The sequence below is a fragment of the Blautia hansenii DSM 20583 genome (genome assembly GCF_002222595.2).
Lineage (GTDB): Bacteria > Bacillota > Clostridia > Lachnospirales > Lachnospiraceae > Blautia > Blautia hansenii.
Genome location: NZ_CP022413.2, coordinates 223,656 through 246,576, shown reverse-complemented (window position 1 = coordinate 246,576; position 22,921 = coordinate 223,656). Strand labels below are relative to the sequence as shown.

Sequence of the window (22,921 nt, the reverse complement as noted above, 5' to 3'; positions counted from 1 at the left end):
TTGCGACTTTCCAGTATCTACTGGTCTGCTGCAATTCCTTTTTCTATTGAAACAACCATGGAGGAAATGAAGTGAATACACAAAAGAAATTTCTTAAAGTTCTAAGTATGCTCACAATAATTTTGTTAATTGCAACTATATTCATACCAGGAAATGGAAATCGTAATGCAGTCGCAAGTATCGGAATCCTTGGCATCCTGCTGCTATTTCTTTCCACACTTCTTCCCAAAATCCATAAACTGACTCTAAACCTACTCAAGAACCAGGGCAAAACAAGCCCTTGGTCTTCTTTGAAATCATCTGAGCCAGTTTCCGAAACAGAAGAATTGCTTTGGAGACAAATCAGCTATCAGATTACCGACAAACTACAGGCTGCATTTCCAAATGCAACATGGGAATTCCAGAAGCCGCCATCCATGAATCAGCTTCTTTGCGGAAATCCCATACGTCTGAGAACCTTTCATACGGAGGACTACAACTTTGCGGAAGCACGTATGAACCAATACGGATATCTGGAACTTCAAATGCTGACCATTGCCAGCCTCAAAAAGACTGTCACAGTTACCGATGAGGACGATGTTCCTTTTGCTGATCCGGAATCCTGGTATTCCTTAATTGGCAAGAAAAAGCTGGAGAACCTTATCGGGCAGCTCCATGCGAAAGGACACCATAAACTCTATATTAATGAAAACGGGCAAATTTACATCCAAAATGGTGATACAGCGGAAATCAAGGATTGTTTTGATTATTTCCCGCCACGAAACTATTGGGATGTTCTCATTTCCATCTTCCAAAAAGATGAATTGACCGCAAAAGAAAAGGACCAGGCCCTCGAATTATCCTGGGTGAAAGAATAGGAGGAAATCTTATGCCAAATGTGAATTTTTTTCCAAAATGGGCTTTTGAACGGCCACTGCCAAAACCTTTTGATTGTTATTCCGGACGTGATGCTATTTTTAAGGGCATTTCTTCCAAATACTGCATTCAGCCAAGAAAGCAAGCCACTCTGCATTCTGCTACTTTGCAGGCAGTTTTTACTTATATGGATTTGGAAAATCCACCTGCTGGAAAAACAGAGGAAGAACTCGGAGCCATTGGAAGCCAGGCAAACAATTTTACAATCGCAGAATATCCAAGCCGTACTGAGTTGTTGCATGTAGTGGTCTACAACCGTATGACTGGGAAATTTATAGCTGGAAAGTATGAAAAACCTTTGGATCTGGACAGTAAACCAGAGCCATATCAGTTTAAAAAAGATGATGATTCCGGAAGTGCTCTTTATTTTGCTTTAATGCCTACGTTTCTTTCTGATGACGAATTCAATGAAAAATATCAGGAATTAAAGCAACACCGTGATGACGGTTTTCCTGACCTGCCCAAAGCTGCAGAAACGGCTGCGGTTCTTTGTGATAACGTGTACCGCAGGATCCGTTATGGTGATTCCCTTCCTATCGGGAACATCAAAGTTGACACTCCTGCAAATGGCGTGCTCCAAAGACTTACACCACTGAATATCCAAAAAGGTGTTTATGCACCAACGGAAATTATCCAGGGTACCTTTCAGGTATTAAAAGGTGGACATCACTATACTGCTTCCGCCGTTTCAATTCCCAAAGAAGATTTTGTCGATAAATACATCCTGTCCAATTCTCGGACATTAACTCCCCAAGAAGAATCAACCGTTCCTATTCTCGAAGATTGGTATGTAATCCCAAAAGAAATCCAAAGAATATGCGAACATGCTAAATTAACAACTGACAGCAAGCAGCCTATGCGGAATTTTATGCTCCGTGGGCCTGCTGGAACGGGAAAGACCGAAGGTGCCAAAGCCATTGCTGCAGGACTTCACCTTCCTTACCGATGCATCACCTGCTCGGCAAATACAGAAATTTTTGACCTTCTTGGACAGATTTTACCTGATGTAGATGAAAAACAGCTTTCTTTGGTAGGGGAACTGCCCTCTTTTCAAGACATTACCCTAGATCCGGCTACTGCCTATGAAAAATTAACGGGTACTTATGATGAAAAAGTATCAGAAAATACAGTTTATGAAGAATTGATCCATCATATATCTGAGGAAATGAAACAGAAACAAGCTGCTACCTCCAGCAGCCAACAGTTCCGCTATGTGGATACACCACTGGTTGAAGCCATCCGAAACGGCTATCTGGTAGAAATACAGGAGCCTACGGTGATTGCCAATCCTGGTGTACTGGTAGGGCTTAATTCCCTGTTGGACCGTTGTAACAGTGTATTTCTGCCAAACGGGGAAGTCATCCATCGGCATCCGGATACTACCATTGTAGTCACAACTAATCATGACTATGCCGGCTGTCGTCCCATGAACCAGTCTGTCATTTCAAGGATGAATATGGTCATAGATATGGATGAACCGGATGAAGAGACCATGGTAGAGCGTGTTCTTGCTATTACCGGATGTTCCGATAAAAAATCAGTACGTACCATGACACAGATTGTACGTTCCATCGCACAGTATTGTCAGGATAACCTGATAACAGATGGCTGCTGTGGAGTCCGGGAATTAATTGCCTGGGTTCAGTCTTTTATGGTATGTGGCGATATACAGGAAGCTGCTCATTATACCATTTTATCTTCCGTCACTGCCGATTCTGAAAGCCGTATCGAAATTGAAGGTTCTTGCTTGGATACAGTTCTTGCATCATAACACACTATTGAGGAACACCTTTTATACCGAAGCCGAACTACGCAAAACTCTGGCAGAAAATCTCGTTTATTTAAGAAAATCCAAGCAGACGAAACTCTCTCAGAAAGCCGTAGCAAGACTTCTACATCTACCGGAAAAAACAATTATGAACTATGAAAATGGGCATACGCTTCCATCTGCTTACGCCGTCTTTCGGTTAGCCCAGTATTACGGCTGTACAATGGAAGATCTCCTAACCCAAAATATGAAAAAGAAAGAAGGGTGAAGAAATTGAATAACACTCAAAAAGCTTTAAAAAGAATGATCCGGGATACGGAGTCAAAAATCACTGATGAAGAACTCTTTCTTTCATCGGCTTTCCAAAAATACCAAACATCTCTGGCGAAAGCGGCTACTGGCCGTTCTCGCTATGGACTTCAGGTACTTATGGAATGGGACAGTTCTGAAAATGCAGACATCGCTTATACAGATAATTATAGAATTCACTGTAACGCTGCAAACCCGATAACCCAAAGCTTTCCTTCCCGATTTCTACGTTCACAAAGCCTGACAGGATTGACCGGACATGAAATCGGACATCTGCGTTACTCTGATTTTGCATCACTACAGCTTTATCTGACCAATATGGAAAATGGTTCCTTCTATCCAGAAGCACCAGACAATCTTCCTTCTGGATACAAGGCAAATCTGCAGGACATCTTAGATGCCATGGAAGAAAAAGATAACGCAACGTGTCTGACGCTATCCCGCTGTGCTGCACAGTTTAATAATATACTGGAGGACATCTACATTGAAGCCCGGATGTGTGAAGAATATCCCGGAACTTTTAAGCAGGGAATACAGATCAATAATCTGCGGATGTCTGAATTGATTCCTTCTATACAGGAACAAATTGATTGTGGCTATCAGCCGTTTTCCATCATGAGTAATTTAATTTTGTCCTATTGCCGGACTGGTAATCTAAATAACCGCACGAATTATTCCGGAGAATACACGGACACACTCTCAGACTGCATGGATTATATTGACGATGCCTTAATTGCCACACAGGGGAAAGAACGCTTCCGTGCTTCCAACTATCTTTTAGTACTTTGCTGGAACTATATTCAGCCTATGGTAGAGCAAACCAGAGAGTCTTTAAAAAAGCAGGATAGTACCCAAGTTGGCGATGCTCTGGACGATCTGCTGCGGAAAGAATCAGGTAGCGGATCTCCTCTTCCAACTGGTAAAAACGGAGGAATCCCCAAAAACATTCCAGGTCCTACAGAAAAATCAAAAACTCCTATAACCTGTGACTTATCTGGTCTTGATCCAAATTACAGGCAAGATGCGATTAACCAGGCAGAAAAAGTACTGCAGGAAGAAGGGGGTAGAATTGAATTTGCTAAAACTATAGCAATATTAGATGGAAATAATCCAGGAATCACATACGCATCACAGTATGCCGGTTCCGGTTATGAAAATGCAGCGAATGATCTTGCACGCATCCTAAATGATGTTGCTACGGAAAAAGCCCAAAATGATTATGAACAGGAATTAACAGAAGACTTGCAAAAATCGGCGGATGAAATACATTACGGAAATGCCCATGCAGGCATCCATGTAACAATCCACCGCATCAATCCCGTTTCCGACTTTTTTATCAAATCTTATCAAACAGTTGCTTCCCCTCTTTTGCGGACCTCCAAAAGGCTGCAAAGTTCCATTCTTCCTTTATTAAAAGAAGAGGCAGAAGGCGGGAAACAAAAAAACCTGTTATTTGGTAAAAGGCTGGATATGCGGGCTTTACACCGAAAGGACGGCGGTATCTTTACCAGAACCAGGCTTCCGGATGAAGAACAAAAACTTTCCGTGGGACTTTTGGTTGATGAAAGTGGTTCTATGGGCTGGGGAGATCGTATTACCCATGCCCGGAAAACTGCAATCGTGCTGTATGATTTCTGTACGAGCCTGGGAATTCCTATTACCATTTATGGGCATTCTACAGATTCCAAGGGTGTTGCTTTGTATTCCTATGCTGAATTTGATTCTCTGGATGCCTCTGACCGTTACCGGCTGATGGATATGTCTGCCCGTAATGGCAACCGGGATGGAGCTGCACTTCGTTATGTTGCGGAACACCTGGCAAAGCGTCCGGAATCACAAAAACTCCTCATCATAATCTCTGACGGACAGCCCGCAGATTGTGGGTACAGTGGTACGGAAGCAGAAGCAGATCTTCGTGGTATCAAGAATGAATATCGTAAACGTGGCATTGTGATCTTTGCTGCAGCAATTGGTGATGACAAAGAAAACATCCGCAGAATTTATCAGGATGGTTTTTTAGATATTACCAAATTAGAAGATTTACCCAAAAATATGACACAGCTTGTAAAACAATATTTGAAATAGAAAGAAGGAAAACATACATGAGTGAAAATTATCAAAACTCAATTACAGATCAGATATGCAAAGTACAGACCAGTAAAAAATTAATTGCACTGTATGACCGCCTCCGCTACACAAGTTATAACAGCTATGCACAGCTTCATGCAAAAGGAGAATTTGAAGAAAATGGTCATAAAGTTCACTCCCTTATTGGAATCTCCATACAGGATTACTCTAGTGGTACCGGTGATAAAAATATTATCACCCGTTTTCATCTGGCACCCGAACAAATTCAATTTCTGCTGTCCAGAGTTACCGCTGGCTTTCCTGAATTTGAATGGTCACAAAGTAAAATATTTGGTGTGCCGGATGGCAATGGCTATTCTACTGCACAACAGTTTTTTATTTCCCGCCACGTATATAACAACCAGCAGGAAATACTGACCAGTCCATGGAGAATTCAAATTAATAACGGAAAAGGTATCAAGAAAAAGAATCATAACGGCGGCACTTATATGCAGGCTCAAAGTTTTATCTCTGAAAAAAGTGCTTTTATACAATTGACAGATATGGATTTTTATATGCTGTTAAAACGTGCTGATTCCTATATCGTAAATTGGGAAGCCTATGTTGCATCCTTCCTGATTCAAAACGGCAAACAACAGCTTAAAAAGCAACAGGAAGCAAGAATGGCACAAAATATACAGCCACAGCCAGATGAAATGACTTCCTATATGCAGGGACAGCCACAAGAGCAATATCTGAATGGTATGTATGTCGCTTAAAGAATTTCAACAAAGAAGCAGCCGAAAAGACTGCTTCTTTTTATAAAGGAAAGGGGATCTCTATGGATTATGCTACAACACTAAATATTGACCAACAAGGGCGGATCATTATTCCTGCCAAAGTAAGAAAAGCCCTACAGCTTCATACAGGCGATGTATTGATGTTGGAAGCTGACACACGCAACATCTGTCTTCGTAAATGCGACTCCCATATCCCTATGGATATCCGGTTAGACAGTTTTCTGGATATTTTACATAGCAATGTCCCTTGCCGGATTCTGTTATGTAATCATTCCAAAATCATTGCTTCCAAGAATTATCATACAGCACTTAATATGCCTGTAACAGAAAGTATTCAAAGGCTTCTGCAACAGGGAAAGATGAAATTATTCTCTGAAAAGGAACGCATATACCCTACTATGACAGGAAAATATCCCATATCAGCCTTTTTCCCTATTTCTAAAAAAGACGAATTGGGGGAAGCCCTGGGACTTTTACTATGTGCAAAAAATCAACAGCCTTTCAGCGAAATGGATTTAGGCTGTGCCAAAATGACTGCAGCGGCGATTTCCCGCTACATCCAACAAAATTATGAAAGGAAGGTGACATAAAATGAATGACTTACTGCTGCAACGGGCAGCACAACTATTGGAAGCTGAATTTGGTCCCCAATGGCGTACTGTCGCTGACATGCTTGGAACGGAAGGATTGCGAAAACGTGTAGGAAAGGAACTGACTTCTTTCATGGCATACCCAGAACGGGGAGAAGGCGGTAACAGCCAGTGGCGTGGTAACTGCTCCCCCGAAGTGGTTGCAGCGCTTCTACGCTATTGCCTGGACGATATGCGATATTACGGAAAAGATACCAGCACCTTTACCCTCTTAGATCCTATGAGTGGCTCCGGAACTTCAAAGGCGGCTGCTGACCGTTATCAGGTACGTTCCCTGCTCTATGATCTAAATCCGGCACCTGCTTATGGAAAAGGTAACTGGAATGCTCTAAAAGATGAAGTGGAGGATTCCGCTGATCTCATCTTTTTCCATCCACCTTACCATAATATGATCCAGTATTCCGGAAATATCTGGGGAAACCCTCACCCGGACGACCTATCCCGCTGTGAAAACTATTCGGATTTTCTAGAAAAATTAAATCACTGCATCCGGAAATTTTTCCTGGCACTTCGGAAAGGTGGCAGGCTTGCCATACTGGTAGGCGATATGCGGCTCCATGGTAAGTTCTATAGTATGCAGCATGATTTAATGCGGATGGGTGATTTTGAATCCTTTCTGGTAAAGGGCCAGTTTAATTGTGTTTCTGACAATCGGACGTACAAAAAGCCTTTCATTCCCATTGTGACAGAATATGCTCTGTTGCTGAAAAAAGCAGATTCTTTCATTATCCCCTTCAGCATCCGGCAAGAAGGTGTGTTTTCTGTACAAAATACAGATATTCTTGCACTAACTTGGCATCATCTAATCCGGATGACAATGGAGAGTATTGGAGGAAGAGGGGCTTTAAAAGACCTGTACGCTTTATTAAAGGAACACCCAAAAGCGAAAAAGAATCCGCATTATCAGGAACGTATCCGTGCCACCTTATATGAACACCCAGACGAATATATCCCTGTATCGAAAGGATATTTTCGTTTGAGTTACCCTGTTACATAAAAACGAGCCATGAAAAACAGATTCTCTATGGCGATACAAAAGGAGTGTGAACACTATGACAAATCGAAAGCACCATGTAAAAGATAAACAAATAACAACACTCTCTGGATGGTTTCATTCTCCGCTACGTGTTGGGGAACGTGCTATTATTTCTGGGGTCAATGGTTTCTCTATTCTGACATCTCCTATCCTAACGATTTTGGAAGTATCTAAGGACAGTGTCATTTTTGAAACAGAAAATACCATTTACCATCTGGTTCTTATACCAGAAACCGTATCGGAAGTGATGTGTGCTTGAATAACATATATGAACTAGGAAGCAGCCTTTGTGAATTGCTCTCCACTTTAAAGAAAAACCGGGAATACGTTCCACTTGAAATTTTACGGACACAGTATCGGGTTCCTTATGAAACCCTAAAAAAGCAAATTGGTGATACAGCGACAGCTTTTGTAAAAGAAATTACATTATCAAAGCTTATGATAAATCCAGATGTATCTCTGGAACAGCAGATTTCTGTTATCCAACAGACCATTACAACATCCGGGATGCTCAAAGAAATGAGCTATACCTTATCAAAACTGTATGATGTGGAACTACTGCACAGGCAGGCATTAAAATTAAGGACATATATTGAAGATGCTCTATATCCATATATTGCCCTTCAGGATTGCCTTGTGGTTGATATGGAACGTATAGAGGATACGCCAATTATCTACAATACCATTACCCAAATGGTTTATGAGAATGGGCAATGGAGTAAACAGGATTTGGATCTGAACGGGAAACTATTACTCTATGTAAAATCCAGTTCTCCTATGCCTGCAACAACAGAACAAATAAACAATGGATTCTAAATTCAAAAATTATTATGTCAAGAAGGGAAACTTTTGTGGGTTTCCCTTTTTACGAAAATAATTTCAGTTGTTCATATTCTGCTGTCCGATTCAACGGTATGGGCTTCTTAGCAAGAATAATTTCTACCGCTGCATCCTCCATAATCCAATCTTCCAGTTCTTGTCGTTCCAAAAGCAATGGCATCCGTTCATGCACCGGTGCTACGGAAGCATTTGCCTGTGTAGTCAGAATAACAAAACGATTTTGGCCATTATAGATTTGATAACACCCTGCCATAAATAATGTGGCATCCTGCTTTGGACTTTGAAAAGTATATTTATCTTTGTTTTTACTCCATTCGTAAAAGTGACGGGCGGGAATCACACATCTTCGATGTAGCACACTTTCTCGAAAGGTCTTCTTGTCTAGTATCGCCTCTGCCCTTGCATTGATAAGCAGTCCCTTTCCCTGGAATCCCGGAAAGCCCCACTGCATCTGCCTTGCAGCCACTTCCCTACACTCCTTTGTAAGTACAACTGCAGATTCAGACGGATGGATGTCCTGCCCATGCTCTATCTTTAAACGCTGGTCCAGTTTCTTTACAATCTTCTCAATCTCCTGTGAAGTTTCATCATCCACATAATATCTTCCGCACATTTTCTGTCCTCCTTCATTCATATTTTACTTCATCCTGGGTATCTTATACAACCAGTTTCCATGCACAATCCTCCGGACAAAAGAGGAGCACAAAATTGATTTGTTTTCCCAAAAGTACCGCCTGACATCTATACTTCCAGTTCACAATCCCCGCATACCACTGTTTTTCTACAGTCAGAACCTGGATATGATTGATCTGGATAATCTCTTCATCCTCCCCTTTTACCTTCAACATCAATGGCAAAGATTTTCCGGTAGCTGTGAACCAGCACTGGACTGCCACCTCATGATAGGTTCCGGATAAAGGCTCCTGCTCTGTATGCTCTGTATTTATTCCGATTCCAAATGCCACCGTTTCTTCCCCCTTCCCGCTATTCTGTCTTTAATTTCTCATAGTCCACAGAACGTTTTTCCCGTGAAATGCCACCACTCATGTGATCAATACACCCACCTAAAAAAGCTGCACGTATTACCGAATCATTCCCATACCGTTTTCTAATCTGATCTATCGTTTCATCCATTTTTTCCAGCTTCTCATAATCATTCGTATCAAATAGATCCAATTGCCTCATATTCACCTGATCCTTGATGCGGCTGGTATGGATTCCCAGATGCCGGATGGGTGTCCCATCCCAGAGCTGGTCAAATAACTGGCAGGCACACTGATGAATCTCTTTCGTAATATTGGTTGCATTCTGAAGCGTCATCTGGTGACTGGCATAACTGAGATCATAGTTCTTGATCCCTACTGCAATCACTTCTGCCCTAGCTCCTGCTCCACGAAGTCTGCTTCCTACTGTCTCTGCCAAAGCCAACAGCACCAATTTTGCTGTAGATGCATCTGTCACATCAAAAGGAATCGTTGTGGAATTACCATATCCCTTATTGGCAGGTGGGGCAGACTGGACTGCAGATACATCAATCCCATTTGCAAATCCCCAGATTACTTCCCCATGTTTCTTTAACTGTTGTTTTAAGTAGCCAGGATCGCTCTTTGCCAAATCTCCTATTGTTCGGATTCCCAACTTGAAAAGTGTCTTTGTTGTTGCCCGTCCTACAAAAAACAAGTCGCTTACCGGTAATGGCCACATCTTATTCCGTATCTCAGACTTCCATAATGTGTGCACTCTGTCTGGCTTCTGAAAATCACTTGCCATCTTAGCTAACAGTTTATTCTCTGAAATACCGATATTCACTGTAAATCCAAGCCGTTCCTTAATCTGTCTCCGCATCTTCTCCGCTACTTCCACTGGCGTCCCCCAAAGCAATTCCGTTCCAGTCATATCTACAAACGCCTCATCTATCGAGTATTGTTCCACTACGGGAGAATACTCTTGCAAAATTCCCATAAAAGCTTTGGAACACCTCTCATACAATCCATAATTTGGAGGCACTAAAATAAGATTGGGACATTTCTGTTTTGCTTCCAAGATTGATTCACCTGTCTGTATCCGATATTTCTTTGCTGGAATGGATTTTGCCAAAATGATTCCATGACGCATCGCCATATCCCCTCCTACCGCCGACACCTGTTCTCTTAAATCGCCTTTCCATCCCAAATGATGCAGCCGATATACCGCTTCCCAGGACAAAAAGGCAGAATTTACATCTATATGAAAAATCACTTTTCCCAAACTCACGTTCCCCTCCTTTACATCTCATTATACAGAACATACGTTCTGAAATCAAGAGATAATATTTTCCATATCCATGCTTCCTCTATATATAGTAATTCTCCTCTCAGACTAAACGATATATAGTGTTTTTATATTGACACATACTACATATAGTGTTACACTTACTATGTAATTATTATTTGTGTCATCCGGAAAGGATATACGCACGCAGTTTAGGTTTGTAAAAGTGTCAGAAGTATACCACGCTACCAGCAGGGACTTCTGGCTTTTTTTATTTTGCAGGAAACTGCACGCATTAGAGAATGAACATCCGTGTCATTCTCTTTTTTTATGCCTAAACGCAAAGAAAGGAGGAAGAAAAACCGGAACAAATAAGAATTACAACTATACCATAGAAAAGGAGACAAGAATAAAATGAACCATCCCAATGAATTATCAAACGTGGAAAAAATCAAACAACTGGTGGACTATCTGAATTTACAGCGTAACGCTTATTATAATGAGAACAGTCCGAATATCAGTGATGCGGAATATGACCGAATCTTCGATGAATTAGTGGAATTAGAAAAGCAGACAGGCTTTATCTTATCCAATTCACCGACACAAACCGTAGGCTATACTCCCATCAGTGAACTTCCCAAAGTAAAGCATCCAGTCCCTTTGCTCTCTTTAGATAAGACAAAGCAGGTACAGGACTTGATAAGCTTTGCCGGTAAGCAGCCGGTTCTGTTTATGCTGAAGTTGGACGGATTAACGACTAAATTGGTCTACGAAAATGGAACACTTGTAGAGGCTTCTACGCGTGGCGACGGAGAAATTGGGGAACTTATCACCCATAACATCCCTGCATACGTTGATGTCCCTCTTTCAATTCCATATAAAGGCCGGCTAGTGATTGTTGGAGAATCCTTCATCCCAACCCATGACTTTGAGCGTTTAAAAGAAACTCTCCGAGATGGAAAAGGAGAACCTTACAAAAATGGGCGAAATCTGGCTTCTGGCTCTGTGCGAAGTCTTGATCCGGCAAATTGTGCAGGACGCTGTCTGCACTTTATGCCTTTTAATGTTCTGGAAGGTCTGGACTCTCCATTTCTCTTTCCAGACAGCAGAGCTATGAAAATTTCCAGCCTGTTTGACTATGGTTTTCAGCCTTGTCCTTATATTGCTGCAAACCATCCCTTAACCTCGGAACTTGTAAATCAGTATATTGAAAGGCTGACTGATCTGGCAGGCAAAAAACATCTGCCTATTGACGGAATTGTAATGATTTTCGACAGTCTGGACTATTCCAAAAACTGCGGGCGTACCGGACATCATTATAAAGATGGACTGGCTTTTAAGTTTGAAGACGAAACTTACGAAACCACTCTTCGCAATATAGAATGGACACCCACCCGTTTCGGAGAAATTGCACCTGTGGGAGTTTTTGACCCTGTGGAAATTGACGGATGCTCTGTTTCCAGAGCAACCCTTCACAATCTGACCTTTATCAAAGAATTAGAATTGGTGCCAGGTTGTAGAATTTCTGTATCAAAACGTAATATGATCATTCCTCATATTGAAGAAAATCTGGAACGTGGTCATTACGTAGATGCAGTTCCTCCTGTATGTCCATGCTGTGGTTCTCAGACTCGTATCTATCAAAGAAAAGGAAATGATGGGCGTCTCATTGAAACGGTGCATTGTGACAATCCCAACTGTGATAGCCAGATCCGAAAACGCTTTACACATTTCGTTGGAAAAAAAGCAATGAACATCGAGGGACTCTCCGAAACTACCTTGGAAAAATTCCTGACTTTGGGTTATCTCCAGACATTTCCGGATATTTACCATCTAAATGAACATCAGGAAGAAATCTTACAGTTGGAAGGTTTCGGTAAAAAATCCTTTGAAAGATTATGGAATTCCATTACTTCCAGCCGGAATACTACCTTTGTTCGATTCCTGGTTTCCATGGACATTCCTATGGTCGGACGAACCAAAAGCAGGATTTTGGATACAGTATTCCACGGCAGTCTACAGGAATTTTTTGACGCTGCCTCTGGTGACTATGATTTCACCCAGTTAGATGACTTTGGTGATACTCTGAATCAGAATATCCATGACTGGTTTTCTGATGAAAACAATTTAATTCTCTGGCACGAACTCCAAAAAGAACTTATATTTGAAGAAAGAAAGGAAATGAATACTATGATGAAAGAAAATGTATTTACAGGATGTACTATCGTTGCAACAGGAAAACTTGCTCATTTTACAAGGGATGAAATCAACTCGAAGATTTTAGAGCTTGGAGCAAAAGCCGGCAGTTCTGTCACAAAAAAGACAGATTATCTAATTTGTGGGGAAAAAGCCGGCAGTAAATTAGCAAAAGCCCAGTCTCTCGGCATTAAGATTTTATCTGAAGATGAGTTTCTTGAAATGATTGCGTAAGGAGAAATCTATGAGTATCATTACATCCGTTTTTCATATCTATGGATTTCTTATTACAGAAGAGGCTGCTAATCTTATCCTTCGATATACAGAGGAAGTTTTTCCTGATTTATACAAAGAGTTCTCTGATCCAGAATCACTCTTAGCCTTTCAGGAATATCTTTGTGAGAAACTTGATGGCTGTCGTTATGGCACTGCTGAGTCTATGACGGTATGGAGGATCAAAGATCAGGAAGAACTGGACTTAAATCCAGGAGAAGAATTTTATATCATTGAACTTAAAAATTCTTCCCACTTATTTTCACAGGCGTATTCTTCTTATACGGAAGTTATCCAAGAAATTCAAGAAACGTTTGGTGAATTACTTCCTCCCGATTTTCCATTAGATGATTTTCTTGTGGAAATCATGGGCGAAGTTTGGGGATAGTGAAATGGGGTGACGCCCCATTTCAAACATCTTTTGCAACTTTACATTTATAATTATTTTACCGTTGGAAAGCACCTTCTTTTTTGATATAATGAAAGCAAATGGAGGGATAACGTATATGAGTATTCAATCAGATATAGAGATGCTATCAATTGAAGCACTGGAATATTATGCTAAAAAGCACCAAATATCAGAAGACGATGCCTTTAATATTTTCTACAAACATCAAGTATTTGAAAAAATACTGGTACAACACGAAACGTTGCACCAATTAGATATTCATGATACTTTTCAATACGTAGAAGATATTATAGAAGAAGATACGCCCACGCTTGTTCTTTTCCATGGCTCCAATATTGCATTTGATAAAATCGATTTGAACAAATCACATAACCGTCGTGATTTTGGTCGTGGATTTTATTGCACAGTTCTCGAACAGCAGGCAAATGAATGGGCGAACCGCCTGTACTTGCGTACTCATACTGGCGGCAAATATGTGTATCGGTATATCTTCCAGCAATCCGAGGAACTAAAAATCAAACATTTTGCCACCTTGGACAAGGAATGGTTGGAGTTTGTCAAACTCAACCGTACTGTCGGCGATATCCAGCATCACTATGATGTTGTAATTGGGCCTGTTGCGGATGATAATACCATGGAAACTGTACAACTTTATTTGTCCGGTATCTTGAGCGTGGATGAAGCGGTTACAAGGCTTCGGTATAATAAGGTTAATAATCAGGTTTCCTTTCACACCCCACTTGCTCTTGAACATCTGGTATTGGAATCTCGAAAGGATGTGTAAAACATGGAAGGTAAATATTTTTTTAACGGAAAAGATATTTCAATGAATCTGTATATTCAAATCCGGGATGTTATCGATATTATTATGGAAAAGAGTAATCTTTCCTTTCCGGATGCCATGGGCAAATTTTATCATTCAAAAACTTACAAGGCCCTACAAAATACAGAAAATACTCTTTGGGCGGAATCTGCCGGCTATATTGCAGACCGCTATTACGAAGAACAAGAAGAAGCACAAATAAACAAATAACAAACAAAAAAATATGTTTAAGAAGGAACTGCTTACCATAAGCGGTTCCTTTTTTGTATAAGAAAGAAGGGATTACATGTATATTAATACCTATTCGAATCATTACCAGCAAACAATTGACCACTTTCATGGAGCATACGCTTTTCTTAGTAACTTCTATCCTTCCCGGATATATTACCGGGGCTACTGGTATGCAAATAATGAGGCTGCTTTCCAGGCACAAAAGACCATTTCCCCTAAAGAACAGCTTCAATTTACCAAATTAAGGAATCCAAAAGATGCAAAAAAACTGGGAAGAGAAGTGCAGCTCCGTTCAGACTGGGAAAGTGTAAAGCTTATGTACATGTATGAAATTTGTATGTGCAAATTCATGCAGAATCCTACCCTATGTAAAGCATTACTTGCTACTGGGAATTGTCACCTTGTTGAAGGAAACAACTGGGGAGATTATTTTTGGGGTTCTGTAAATGGTCATGGCGAAAATCATCTGGGCAAAATTCTTATGGATATACGTGCAAAGCTTCAATTTGAATGTTAAAACATAATTTATCCAATTTTGCACTGTATGAACTGCAAATATTTTGCTATAATGAAAGATAGATTTTAAAGAAAGGATTTGTGCTTATGTATCTGAAGCGTTTTGTCTATGACCGTCTTCTGGATTGGAAAAATGAAGGAGGTCATAGTACCCTGGAAGTCGGTGGAGCCCGTCAGGTTGGAAAAACCTACCTGATACAGAAATTCGCTGACGAAAACTACAAACACAAAATTTATATTAACCTGTTTGAATTAAGCGGCAAACAGTTTATGGAATGTTATAAACAGGCAACCGACTGGACACCTGGAACAAAACGGCGGGAGCATCCTCTCCACGATGCCTTCCAGTTATATGAACCGGACTTTATTGATTCTGAAGATACCGTCATCATTATTGACGAAATCCAGGAGTCTTCCGAAATTTATAACCGTATCCGGGAGTTTACACGTCACTTTAAAGCCCATTTCATCATCACAGGAAGCTACCTTGGACGGATTTATGATCCAGAATTCCGTTATTCCAGCGGTGATGTCACAAAGCTTACTATCTACACACTTTCTTTTGAAGAATTTTTGATGGCCTATGACCAAAGCCTATATGACGATTATAAAAAAATACCTCTCCATTCATCTAAAGCCGAGGTCTATGATCACTTAAAAGAAACCTATGAGCTGTACTGCCAAATTGGTGGCTATCCCAAAGTAGTAGAAAACTATTTGGAGAACCAAAGCATCGTAAAAGCACAAGGCGAACTTGTAAAAATCATTGATACCTTTACCAATGAATCCATTCGCTATTTTACGGATATTTTGGATACCAAAGTGTTTACCCATATTTTCTTTTCCATCTGCCGTATTTTAAACCGTGAAAAGAAAGGATTTTCAGAAGACAGCATCAGCGAAGAATTGCAAAAACTGGTAACCAAAGACTACTCCAGCAATATTTCAAAGGCTACCTGCAACCGTGCCATTAGCTGGCTGTACTTTTCCGGAATCATCGGATTCTGTGCCAAAATAACAGAAATGGATATTCTGGATTTTAAGTCCGCAAGCCGCTGCTACTTCATGGATATGGGACTGGCAAACTATTATCTGACACGTACCGGTACCGATTCCCGTGTACTTGCAGGCACATTAAATGAAAATTATGTCTATATCAATCTGAAGAAACGCCAGGATTTTCCACAGGAAATTTCCTTTGAAACCCCTGCTTTTGCTACCTACCGTGGCGGAGAAATTGACTTTGTGGCACAAAGCCTATCTTCTTCCACCCGATATTTGATAGAAGTGAAAGCTGGAAAAGGTATAGGATTTTTGACTCTTCTAAATAATGTTGTAGTTTTTCCTGCGTGCTCTCATTTCAACATCGAGGTTTCTAAAATCTTTTTGCAGTGATAAAAAAATTAAGCCTTGAAAGGTTGCTGTAGAATTGCACCCTTTCAAGGCTCAGTACGAATCGCATACTTTTTTACTAATATATCATTATTTTCTATTTATTAGTTATCATTATTTGAAAACGGTCCTGGCAACGGAGTAAGGTTTGCTGCACATGCATCGCCCACGCATCCATTAAGTGGGCAAGCATTAATTCCACATGCTGCTGCTCCGCAACCATCTACTCCACAAACATTAGCTCCACATACTGCTGCTCCGCAGGCATTTCCACCACACCCTACATCAGCTAAACATCCAACGCCTCCAACACATCCGCCAGCTCTAGACTGACCATATCCATTTCCTATGTATTCGCTACCCATAGCATTTCTCCTTTCTTGAATAAGTATGCTCTTCGTTATGTAAATAATATATTAGTCACAATATGTAATAACATATGCCAACCTTTAATATACCGTTTTAACTTTCATAACTTATACTATACGTCCATATCTAATTTATCCAAATCTACGATTTCGTCTGATATAGATATAAAATCTGAATTATGCGATATTAAAATAATTATTTTATCTCTTTTTATTTGATTTAAGTAGACTTGTAAACATCTTATGCTCTCTTCATCTAATGCAGATGTCGGCTCATCTAAAATAATTACCGGTGGATTTTTATATAATACCCTTAATATAGAAAGTTTTTGTTTTTCTCCTCCAGACAAATTTGAATTTTTTTCTCCAATAATGGTCTCTAATTTCTTTGGCAGACTTTCTATGAATGAATACAAATTTATCTTTTTTGCTATATAAAACAATCGCTTTAAATCTATGCTGTCTTCACTATCCATTGATACATTATATCTTACCGTATCCGCTAATAACACCGGTTCCTGTTCACATATTCCAAAACACATTTTTCTTGTTTTATAAATATCAATTTGATCTAAAGATAAAGCATCATAACATATCTCACCTGCATATTCTCTATTATAGAACCCTATAATCAAATCTACCAAAGTGCTTTTCCCTATTCCATTTTTTCCGATGATGGAATATATTTTCCCTTTTTTAAATTCTAAACTAATATCACGGAATATACATTTCTTATCATAACAGAACATTATATTCTTTAATCTTATTTGGCTAATATCCTTTAACTCTACCCCAGCGTTTTCATCACTTTCTAAATCTAATATCTGCTTTAATCTTGTATATGCCACTTTATTGTCCTGTATTGTCTTTGTTAATGAAAAAAAATATCTCGAAGCTTCCATCATTATACCAAAGTAACTCAGCATAATTGTTAATTGACCTACACTAAGTTTACCCCTAATAACTAATGCCCCACCCATTATAAAAATTCCTATTTGAGCTAAAGACATTATCAAAGAATCTAAACTTGAAAATAGATACGAAATCTTTTGATATTGAAGACTTACTTTCAAAATATTTTGAAACTCTTTCTTTAACCGACTTAAAAAAGCTTCATATATAGCCTGCATTTTTACAAAGAGAATATTATCAAATTGCTCGAATAATTTTGAAAAATAATTTGCTTGTGCTTCTGTCAAAATAAATTGTGCTTTAAAAAGGATTTTCTTTAATATCTTATACGATAATGCATAAGCACATATTATGGCTATAAATAGCAATGTAATATTGCAACTAAATTGAACCAATACAAAAATGGACAGTAAAAGTTTTAAACTATTTATTAATATCCCTTGTACAATATTGATGCAAAATGTAATAACCTGATTAGAATCATTGTTGACTCTTTGGTTTAAATAAGCCATATTCTGCTTTTTTAAAAATGAAACTGGCAAATGTTGTATGTGGCGTATCACATCACTGTTCAAGTCATAGCCCATTTGAGTTTGCATCTTTATATACACTCTATTAACAATATACCCTATCAACTGATTAAAAACAAAAAGCCCGAAAAAGGCAAAGCAATATCTATAAATTTTACTGATATTATCCGCTACTATCAGATAATCAATAAAATTGCCGCTTATATAGGGAGAAATCATAGAAAACATACTACTTGTAAGACACAGCACCCCATAACAAATCACGCTATACTTATTTTTTATCAGATACTTTCCACACATTTTAAAAATGCTTGCCATAACTTCTCCCTCAGATTACTAATCACAATTTTATTCTTGCTTTTTTAGGATTATCCATAAGATAGAATACTGATAGTTCTTCCCCCTCTTTTGGGCAACTAGTACCTACTCCAATAAATTTTCTTTTTTTATAATTAACACCAGAAACACTATATTGCACAGTAATAACCGTTGGAAAATTAGCTCCATCTAATAAATGTGTTCGAATAGGTTTTTTATTAATTTTCAACCACCATAATCTATTAGTTGAAATTACTGTTCCTTTAGTGCAAGCTTCCATATATATTACCCCCAGTTTTATATTTTCCCCTTAAAATACCGTAACACCTGCTTTTCAAGTACGCCTTTTACTTTAAAGCACCCTTTCGAGTGGTAACTATTAGTTTCGTTATAACTAACCACCCCACATCCACCACCACAAGCTGGTAAATATACACATTCTTTACATTCTTCATTCTCTAATGGGTTATGAGACATCCAATCATAAAATGAATATTTTATGTTATCAATATTACCGTTCTCATTAATATTCCCCATCAAATGTTGCTCATCCCCTGCATGTTCCCAACATTTATATAATTCACCATTGGGAGTGACAGTAAACTGACTATCAGCATATAATCCACAATAAATCCATCTATGAAATGGTTTTGTATATAAAGTAAACCCTTCCATTTCAGCCTTACTCCATAATTTACTCAATACCTCTCCTACAATACTTTCACTTAAACAATTCCCTGAATATGCAGAACATGCTTGCGTAGAACCTCTAACGATTCCAAAGTCAACATTGCAATTTGTTAGACCTTTTCCATTAATTCCAAGATATTCCAAAAGTGTACTCACTTCATCCAAATTATTCTTATCCACATTGATTCTTATAACCGTATGTATATCGGCACATTTATTGTTTAGCAATTCTAAAGCCGAAATAATCTGTTCAAATGAACCTTTTCCATCCTTATATTTTCTTCTTGCATTATGCGTATCAGGCATACCATCAAGAGTTATTTGTATCTGCTGACAATTATAATTTATTAATTGGCTTACTATCTCTGCTGTTAATAAAGTTCCATTCGTTATTATCCCTGATGCAAACTCTATATTTTTTTCTGCACAGAATTTCTTTAATGCATCTAAAATATAAAATCCACATTCTATATTAAGTAATGGCTCTCCTCCAAACAGATTAATATACATACTTTTTGAATTTCTTGCTTTTGCTTGGTTTATCATAAACCCTATAAATCTATCTGCGGTTGCTTTATTCATTCTTGTTGTTCTACATCCTGCCCCCTCATAGCAATATATACAAGCTAAATTACATGCCCAAGTTAGCAGTACTGTTGCCGATAATACACTATTATTGAATCTTGTTTGGTTTTGAATGTAGCTAAAATATCTATTTTCTTCAACCTGATCATCCACAATAATTCCTTTTTTCAAAAAATCATCATATAATTCTTTATTAAGTTGATCTGGTAGATTATTATCAATTATTTCTTCAACACCTGTAGATATTTTAAAACACTCTCCTGAAAGCGTATTAAATAAAACTCTTTTATTCCCTTCTTTGATTATCAGATTAAATTTAGAAAATTTCATGTACACTTCCTCCTTGTTGCCTACATAAAATTATAGTATTTTTTAACTTTAAAGTTACTTGTTACCTAAACCGTATCTCCTTAATCATCATGTCATCGTAAATCTCTATTAAGATTCGATACTTAGCCATGCACTTCCATCAATACAATCATTTAAACAATCTACCTGTATTTTTCCGCAATCATCACTGTACACATTAACTTCTTCCTCTGTCAGTTCCAACTTTTCATTCATACTATTACCTCCTTAATTTTCCGTATGTAAAACAATTTTAAATATATCCCTTTTCTAATTTAACGACTACAACTTATGTCTATTTTGCATTTTTTTCTTCCTACATGGATTCACTATCTTTCTCCCATACATTTCTTTATTTTTTCAAGATATTGAACATAATTTTCAAGTTTTTCTCTATTTTTATCCTGCTGTTTGTAATAAAATAGCACATATTTAAACATTGCTTTTGCAAAAATACATTTACGGTCATATTCTCCTTCCGAAGCCATACATTTCCCACCACATATATAACGATAATCGCATTCCTTACATATTTCTTTATAGTCCACACAAAATAACTGCTTTATTTCATCTTCCTTCAGCAAACAGTCTTGAGTTTTCAAAATCTTTTCAGAACTATCTGTAAGTATATTGCCCATTCGAACCTGATTCTTTTCCATACACTGACACATATAAATATCGCCTTCCGGGAAAATTGCCATAACTTTTCCATAACCCCCACAAGAATTTCTTACCTGAATCCTTTGGTAAAAGGCTTCTCCTATTTTTTTATTCTCGTATCCCTGTTTCAATATATATTTTGCTATCTTCAGGTTCATATCAAGATGTTCCATATCTGATAAAATTTTAGAGTTTTCTTTCGCCCTACCCACGGATGAAACAATATTAAAAAGAACATTAATGTCATATTTAACAGCTATATCAATCAATCGATACAAATCCACTTCATTAGTTTTCTCATAAATAAAGCTAAGAACCACCTTTATTCCAGCTTGCTGACACATCTCGATATGATTAATTAGCTGCTGCTCCTTTTCAGGCGTTCCAAACATGTGCATGGTACTGAAATCAATTTCGTCTATATATCCTTTGAGTTGTTCTGTTAATTCTCTGGTGATTGCAAGACCATTGCTCTGCAGTGTTATGGGGCAAGTCAAACCATTTCTTAATGCTTTTGCAATTTCCACAATTTGATCTTTAATCAGTGGCTCTCCACCTGTAAGAATCATTTTATGTGGTTTATTTTTCTGAAAGAACGGAATCACCTTATTCTGTATATCCTCCAGCTTAAATTCTTTTTCTGGACGAAGCTTGTCGTTTGCACTGATCGCACAAAAATCACAATTCATATTACATTTCCTGGTTACCATCAAATATACCGTATTGATTTTCTCATGATTATTTTCTATTTCCTTTATAAATTCAGTTTGCTGCTTCCATACAGGGAATAACTTTTCCTGAAACTCTGGTTTATCTAAATTGTCTGCAAATCTTTTACTTACCCCCAGGCAGACTTTTCCTACCGGATCAATTAAAGCCACTTTTTCTCCCTCAGTTATCTTAATAAACTCATTCATCTTACTTTCCATGACGTAAATATCTCCTTTCATATTCTTGTTTCAGCTTTTCAAGCTGTTTTTCAGTTAAGTTTGTTTGAATCAGATGATACATCCACTTCGTCACTTCACAATTCACTTTTATAGGTTGATATACATTTTGGTGAATTTCATAATTTGCCACCTGACAGCCTCTTGTTTTACAATGTCTAATATATTGACATTCTTTACACATTGTATCCTCTTGATCCTCTAGGTAAATAATCTCTCGAATCCTCGGAACATCCAACCCGACTTCTACAGAACCGATTTTAAATTCTGGAAGTTCCGCACAAGTATAAATCCCACCATCCGTTGTTACATAGCAAGTTGTCAAACCCGCCTTACATGCATAAAATGGACATGGAATCAGGAATGATTTCAGATATTGTTCCCAGAGATTCCAGAAGATTACTTCTTGATTTTTTTGTATATATGCTTTATATAAGCCAAATACTTTCTCTATCTGCTCTCGTAATCCCTGTATCTGCTCATCACTCCAGGAGCAATAATAATCAATTCCTGATTCTAATTTTTTAATTCCTAAATCAATCAAAAACTGGAAACTTTCTGCATAATATTGATAGTTATTACTTGTCACAACACTGGCTACCGAAATCTGATTTCCTGTTTCCTGCTCATATTTTCTCAATAACGGAAGATTCTTCATGATTTTTTCAAAACTTCCATTTCCTGCATAGTCTCTCCTGTTCAAATTCTGAACATACTCAGGACCATCTAAACTCACCTTCACCTCAAATGTATTTTCCACAAAAAAATCAATTATCTCATCTGTAACTAACGTTCCATTTATCGTAGTACTGAACTTGCATATTAAGTTTGTTTCCTGGCATTTTTTCTTCGTATAATCTACAGCATCTTTTATCAGATTAAATGCCATAAGAGGTTCCCCTCCAATAAAGTAAACCATAAGTGTCCGATCATGCTGCTTATTTGCTTCATGCACAGCAATATCGATTACCTTTTGAGCCGTTTCTAAACTCATGTATGTATTTTTCTTCTCGCCCAGGTAGCAGTAAGTACAATTCAAATTGCACTTATTTATAATCTCTAATGACAATGTATACATTTTCCTGCCT

General features: G+C 38.3%; 25 protein-coding genes. 15 read left to right on the top strand and 10 right to left on the bottom strand.

Annotated elements, in window-relative coordinates; genetic code table 11:
- Window positions 1-71 precede the first annotated feature (71 nt).
- The 9 genes from CGC63_RS01225 to CGC63_RS01185 all read left to right on the top strand — a co-directional run bounded on the left by CGC63_RS01225 (window position 72) and on the right by CGC63_RS01185 (window position 8,361).
- Window positions 72-857: a hypothetical protein gene (locus CGC63_RS01225; RefSeq protein ID WP_004223736.1), complete on the top strand. Its 786-nt coding sequence runs from the start codon at window positions 72-74 to the stop codon at window positions 855-857.
- A gap of 11 nt (window positions 858-868) precedes the next feature.
- Entirely contained in the window at window positions 869-2,686 is a 1,818-nt protein-coding gene (locus CGC63_RS01220; protein WP_004223737.1) for an AAA family ATPase, read from the top strand.
- Window positions 2,574-2,951: a helix-turn-helix domain-containing protein gene (locus CGC63_RS01215; protein ID WP_233447351.1), complete on the top strand. Its 378-nt coding sequence runs from the start codon at window positions 2,574-2,576 to the stop codon at window positions 2,949-2,951. Before CGC63_RS01220 ends, CGC63_RS01215 begins: the two co-directional genes overlap by 113 nt.
- Window positions 2,948-5,077 carry a vWA domain-containing protein gene (locus CGC63_RS01210; RefSeq protein ID WP_004223739.1) on the top strand — a complete coding sequence of 710 codons (2,130 nt, stop codon included), beginning with the start codon at window positions 2,948-2,950 and terminating at the stop codon, window positions 5,075-5,077. Before CGC63_RS01215 ends, CGC63_RS01210 begins: the two co-directional genes overlap by 4 nt.
- 17 nt (window positions 5,078-5,094) lie before the next feature.
- Window positions 5,095-5,838, top strand: a complete 744-nt coding sequence (locus CGC63_RS01205; RefSeq protein ID WP_004223740.1) for a hypothetical protein — start codon at window positions 5,095-5,097, stop codon at window positions 5,836-5,838.
- Window positions 5,839-5,900: 62 nt separating this feature from the next.
- Window positions 5,901-6,449 carry an AbrB/MazE/SpoVT family DNA-binding domain-containing protein gene (locus CGC63_RS01200; RefSeq protein WP_004223741.1) on the top strand — a complete coding sequence of 183 codons (549 nt, stop codon included), beginning with the start codon at window positions 5,901-5,903 and terminating at the stop codon, window positions 6,447-6,449.
- A gap of 1 nt (window position 6,450) precedes the next feature.
- On the top strand, window positions 6,451-7,506 hold the full coding sequence (locus tag CGC63_RS01195) for a TRM11 family methyltransferase (protein WP_004223742.1): 1,056 nt from the start codon (window positions 6,451-6,453) through the stop codon (window positions 7,504-7,506).
- Window positions 7,507-7,561: 55 nt separating this feature from the next.
- Entirely contained in the window at window positions 7,562-7,804 is a 243-nt protein-coding gene (locus tag CGC63_RS01190; protein WP_004223743.1) for a hypothetical protein, read from the top strand.
- Entirely contained in the window at window positions 7,801-8,361 is a 561-nt protein-coding gene (locus CGC63_RS01185) for a hypothetical protein (protein WP_004223745.1), read from the top strand. The genes CGC63_RS01190 and CGC63_RS01185 overlap by 4 nt, the downstream gene beginning before the upstream one ends.
- 49 nt (window positions 8,362-8,410) lie before the next feature.
- Here the strand turns inward: CGC63_RS01185 and CGC63_RS01180 are convergent, their stop codons facing one another.
- Genes CGC63_RS01180 through CGC63_RS01170 form a run of 3 tightly spaced genes read right to left on the bottom strand, consistent with a single transcriptional unit; the run spans window position 8,411 to window position 10,638 of the window.
- Window positions 8,411-8,998 (bottom strand): SOS response-associated peptidase, encoded by a 588-nt coding sequence (locus tag CGC63_RS01180; protein ID WP_039959616.1) that lies wholly within the window; start codon window positions 8,996-8,998, stop codon window positions 8,411-8,413.
- Window positions 8,999-9,041: 43 nt separating this feature from the next.
- On the bottom strand, window positions 9,042-9,350 hold the full coding sequence (locus CGC63_RS01175; protein WP_004223751.1) for a hypothetical protein: 309 nt from the start codon (window positions 9,348-9,350) through the stop codon (window positions 9,042-9,044).
- Window positions 9,351-9,369: 19 nt separating this feature from the next.
- Complete coding sequence (locus tag CGC63_RS01170) at window positions 9,370-10,638, bottom strand: Y-family DNA polymerase (protein WP_004223756.1); 1,269 nt, start codon at window positions 10,636-10,638, stop codon at window positions 9,370-9,372.
- Between the two features lie 411 nt (window positions 10,639-11,049).
- Between CGC63_RS01170 and ligA the strand changes: the two genes are divergently transcribed.
- The 6 genes from ligA to CGC63_RS01135 all read left to right on the top strand — a co-directional run bounded on the left by ligA (window position 11,050) and on the right by CGC63_RS01135 (window position 16,478).
- Window positions 11,050-13,065, top strand: coding sequence for an NAD-dependent DNA ligase LigA (gene ligA / locus CGC63_RS01160; RefSeq protein WP_004223761.1), 2,016 nt, complete (start codon window positions 11,050-11,052; stop codon window positions 13,063-13,065).
- A 10-nt stretch (window positions 13,066-13,075) separates the two neighbouring features.
- Complete coding sequence (locus CGC63_RS01155; RefSeq protein WP_004223763.1) at window positions 13,076-13,492, top strand: hypothetical protein; 417 nt, start codon at window positions 13,076-13,078, stop codon at window positions 13,490-13,492.
- Between the two features lie 118 nt (window positions 13,493-13,610).
- A complete protein-coding gene (locus tag CGC63_RS01150; RefSeq protein ID WP_015526830.1) occupies window positions 13,611-14,297 on the top strand; it encodes a DUF3990 domain-containing protein in 687 nt (228 codons plus the stop codon).
- A gap of 3 nt (window positions 14,298-14,300) precedes the next feature.
- On the top strand, window positions 14,301-14,546 hold the full coding sequence (locus CGC63_RS01145) for a hypothetical protein (RefSeq protein ID WP_004223767.1): 246 nt from the start codon (window positions 14,301-14,303) through the stop codon (window positions 14,544-14,546).
- A 76-nt stretch (window positions 14,547-14,622) separates the two neighbouring features.
- On the top strand, window positions 14,623-15,084 hold the full coding sequence (locus tag CGC63_RS01140) for a riboflavin biosynthesis intermediates N-glycosidase (protein WP_004223769.1): 462 nt from the start codon (window positions 14,623-14,625) through the stop codon (window positions 15,082-15,084).
- Between the two features lie 86 nt (window positions 15,085-15,170).
- Window positions 15,171-16,478, top strand: coding sequence for an ATP-binding protein (locus CGC63_RS01135; protein WP_004223772.1), 1,308 nt, complete (start codon window positions 15,171-15,173; stop codon window positions 16,476-16,478).
- Window positions 16,479-16,579: 101 nt separating this feature from the next.
- Here CGC63_RS01135 and CGC63_RS01130 read toward each other — a convergent pair whose 3' ends face one another.
- From CGC63_RS01130 to CGC63_RS01105, 7 genes are all read right to left on the bottom strand, one after another.
- On the bottom strand, window positions 16,580-16,840 hold the full coding sequence (locus tag CGC63_RS01130) for a Cys-every-fifth RiPP peptide CefA (protein WP_004223774.1): 261 nt from the start codon (window positions 16,838-16,840) through the stop codon (window positions 16,580-16,582).
- 116 nt (window positions 16,841-16,956) lie between these two features.
- Window positions 16,957-18,603: an ABC transporter ATP-binding protein gene (locus tag CGC63_RS01125; protein WP_004223778.1), complete on the bottom strand. Its 1,647-nt coding sequence runs from the start codon at window positions 18,601-18,603 to the stop codon at window positions 16,957-16,959.
- 22 nt (window positions 18,604-18,625) lie between these two features.
- Window positions 18,626-18,883: a hypothetical protein gene (locus CGC63_RS01120; RefSeq protein WP_004223781.1), complete on the bottom strand. Its 258-nt coding sequence runs from the start codon at window positions 18,881-18,883 to the stop codon at window positions 18,626-18,628.
- Window positions 18,884-18,900: 17 nt separating this feature from the next.
- Complete coding sequence (locus tag CGC63_RS01115; RefSeq protein ID WP_004223784.1) at window positions 18,901-20,208, bottom strand: Cys-every-fifth radical SAM/SPASM peptide maturase CefB; 1,308 nt, start codon at window positions 20,206-20,208, stop codon at window positions 18,901-18,903.
- 108 nt (window positions 20,209-20,316) lie between these two features.
- Complete coding sequence (locus CGC63_RS15790; protein ID WP_004223787.1) at window positions 20,317-20,442, bottom strand: hypothetical protein; 126 nt, start codon at window positions 20,440-20,442, stop codon at window positions 20,317-20,319.
- 113 nt (window positions 20,443-20,555) lie between these two features.
- Entirely contained in the window at window positions 20,556-21,815 is a 1,260-nt protein-coding gene (locus CGC63_RS01110; protein ID WP_233447353.1) for a radical SAM/SPASM domain-containing protein, read from the bottom strand.
- Window positions 21,805-22,911: a radical SAM/SPASM domain-containing protein gene (locus tag CGC63_RS01105; protein WP_081445610.1), complete on the bottom strand. Its 1,107-nt coding sequence runs from the start codon at window positions 22,909-22,911 to the stop codon at window positions 21,805-21,807. The genes CGC63_RS01110 and CGC63_RS01105 overlap by 11 nt, the downstream gene beginning before the upstream one ends.
- Window positions 22,912-22,921 lie beyond the last annotated feature (10 nt).

Excerpts from the sequence above, each read along its gene's own strand:
- CGC63_RS01110 (WP_233447353.1), bottom strand. The coding sequence starts at position 21,815 with ATGGAAAGTAAGATGAATGAGTTTATTAAGATAACTGAGGGAGAAAAA.
- CGC63_RS01105 (WP_081445610.1), bottom strand. The coding sequence starts at position 22,911 with ATGTATACATTGTCATTAGAGATTATAAATAAGTGCAATTTGAATTGT.
- CGC63_RS01125 (WP_004223778.1), bottom strand. The coding sequence starts at position 18,603 with ATGGCAAGCATTTTTAAAATGTGTGGAAAGTATCTGATAAAAAATAAG.
- CGC63_RS01145 (WP_004223767.1), top strand. The coding sequence starts at position 14,301 with ATGGAAGGTAAATATTTTTTTAACGGAAAAGATATTTCAATGAATCTG.
- CGC63_RS01205 (WP_004223740.1), top strand. The coding sequence starts at position 5,095 with ATGAGTGAAAATTATCAAAACTCAATTACAGATCAGATATGCAAAGTA.
- CGC63_RS01155 (WP_004223763.1), top strand. The coding sequence starts at position 13,076 with ATGAGTATCATTACATCCGTTTTTCATATCTATGGATTTCTTATTACA.
- CGC63_RS01195 (WP_004223742.1), top strand. The coding sequence starts at position 6,451 with ATGAATGACTTACTGCTGCAACGGGCAGCACAACTATTGGAAGCTGAA.
- CGC63_RS01135 (WP_004223772.1), top strand. The coding sequence starts at position 15,171 with ATGTATCTGAAGCGTTTTGTCTATGACCGTCTTCTGGATTGGAAAAAT.
- CGC63_RS01115 (WP_004223784.1), bottom strand. The coding sequence starts at position 20,208 with ATGAAATTTTCTAAATTTAATCTGATAATCAAAGAAGGGAATAAAAGA.
- CGC63_RS01130 (WP_004223774.1), bottom strand. The coding sequence starts at position 16,840 with ATGGGTAGCGAATACATAGGAAATGGATATGGTCAGTCTAGAGCTGGC.
- CGC63_RS01200 (WP_004223741.1), top strand. The coding sequence starts at position 5,901 with ATGGATTATGCTACAACACTAAATATTGACCAACAAGGGCGGATCATT.
- CGC63_RS01190 (WP_004223743.1), top strand. The coding sequence starts at position 7,562 with ATGACAAATCGAAAGCACCATGTAAAAGATAAACAAATAACAACACTC.
- CGC63_RS01150 (WP_015526830.1), top strand. The coding sequence starts at position 13,611 with ATGAGTATTCAATCAGATATAGAGATGCTATCAATTGAAGCACTGGAA.
- CGC63_RS15790 (WP_004223787.1), bottom strand. The coding sequence starts at position 20,442 with ATGAATGAAAAGTTGGAACTGACAGAGGAAGAAGTTAATGTGTACAGT.
- CGC63_RS01140 (WP_004223769.1), top strand. The coding sequence starts at position 14,623 with ATGTATATTAATACCTATTCGAATCATTACCAGCAAACAATTGACCAC.
- CGC63_RS01120 (WP_004223781.1), bottom strand. The coding sequence starts at position 18,883 with ATGGAAGCTTGCACTAAAGGAACAGTAATTTCAACTAATAGATTATGG.
- CGC63_RS01180 (WP_039959616.1), bottom strand. The coding sequence starts at position 8,998 with ATGTGCGGAAGATATTATGTGGATGATGAAACTTCACAGGAGATTGAG.
- CGC63_RS01220 (WP_004223737.1), top strand. The coding sequence starts at position 869 with ATGCCAAATGTGAATTTTTTTCCAAAATGGGCTTTTGAACGGCCACTG.
- ligA (WP_004223761.1), top strand. The coding sequence starts at position 11,050 with ATGAACCATCCCAATGAATTATCAAACGTGGAAAAAATCAAACAACTG.